The organism is Mesorhizobium sp. M7D.F.Ca.US.004.03.1.1 (assembly GCF_003998635.1).
Classification (GTDB): Bacteria; Pseudomonadota; Alphaproteobacteria; order Rhizobiales; family Rhizobiaceae; genus Mesorhizobium; species Mesorhizobium loti.
In genome coordinates this window covers 1-1,433 of the sequence record NZ_RZQG01001231.1, presented here as the reverse complement: position 1 = coordinate 1,433, position 1,433 = coordinate 1, and the positions used below count along the sequence as shown (strand labels likewise).

Here is a 1,433-nt window from a genome sequence, read left to right as displayed (position 1 = left end):
CGCGGTATTGCTTGCCGTCCCAGGTGCCGACAGGCGGCTTCAGATAGTTGACCAGATCGTCGAAATCGATCTGGCTCTTGACCCAGTCGGGCATTTCCGACGTCAGGCCCTTGCCGCAGACATCGCCTTCGAACGGTGCACCCATTTCGATGATGTCGAAATCGACGGTGCCGGTGGCGATCGACTGCTGCAGGCGGGCGTTGTAGTCGGCCTGCGCCAGGTCGATCCAGTTGATCTTGGCGCCGGTATAGGTCTCCCATGGCTTCAGGAAGCCACGGAACAGCACATTGTGCAGGTTCTGGTTGTTGAGACCCATGAAGGTCAGCTCGACGCCGGCGAATTCGCCTTCCTTGACGTTGGCCTTGGTCGCCTCGAGGCAGAGTTCACCGACCTTCTGGAAATCGGCATCCGTCGGCTGGCCCTTGCCGACGCCGGGGATCTGCAGGATCTTGGAGCGCAACTCGCTCGCCGCGGAAGCCGGGCGCGTCAAGGCGCCAAGCCCGGCGCCGGATGCGGCGGCGATCGCGGCCATGCTGGCCGCACCCTTCAATATGTCGCGCCGTGTGGCGCCGGCACGGACAAGTTTATCGTAAAGACCTGTTCTCATGACTATTCCTCCCAGAACATCAGCGTGAATGGATATGACCAACCTTGTCGGACGCTGGAGCGCCAACGGTTCTCCCGGCTCGGAAACGAACTGCGCAGGACCCCACCTGCTCGATTGAAGTTCCGATTTTGCGCATCGGGTAACCGGCATTCGGACCAGCGTCCGCCACTATTCTCACAACCAAACGCCGTGTCAACGAGAACAGGTTTTTATCTATAAGAGACTGACTTGCCCTGACCGGTCGCGTTGGTTAGCTTCTGCGCCTACGGCCAGTGGGAGCCGGAAGGGGAGTATATGGCTCAAGTCGCGATCAGCAAGGTGGCCAAGGCGTTCGGAACGGTCAAGGTTCTGCACGAAGTCAGCGTCGACATCGCCGACGGACAGTTCGTGGTGCTGGTTGGCCCTTCGGGTTGCGGCAAGTCCACGCTGCTCAGGATGGTGGCCGGGCTGGAGACCGTCTCCGCCGGCACGATCGCCATTGGCGACCGCGTCGTCAACCATTTGCCGCCGGCCAAGCGCGACATTGCCATGGTGTTCCAGAACTATGCGCTCTATCCGCACAAGACCGTCGAGCAGAACATGGCCTTTGCGCTCAAGCTGCGGAAAACCGATCCGGCCGAGGTGGCCCAGCGGGTCAAGCGCGCCGCCGACATCCTCGATCTAAATCCCTATCTGAAGCGCTATCCCAGGCAGCTTTCCGGCGGCCAGCGCCAGCGCGTCGCCATGGGCCGCGCGATCGTGCGCAATCCGCAGGTGTTCCTGTTCGACGAGCCGCTCTCCAATCTCGACGCCAAGCTGCGCGTGCAGATGCGCACCGAGATCAAGG

General features: G+C 61.5%; 1 protein-coding gene and 1 pseudogene. One reads left to right on the top strand and one right to left on the bottom strand.

The features are described 5' to 3' along the window. A pseudogene (locus EN935_RS35875) lies at positions 1-607 on the bottom strand (sugar ABC transporter substrate-binding protein); the annotation flags it as partial. Positions 608-901: 294 nt separating this feature from the next. On the opposite strand from EN935_RS35875, the gene EN935_RS35870 reads away from it, so the two are divergent. Further along, positions 902-1,433: ATP-binding cassette domain-containing protein (locus EN935_RS35870; protein WP_127374221.1), on the top strand; the 532-nt coding region annotated here is incomplete at its 3' end.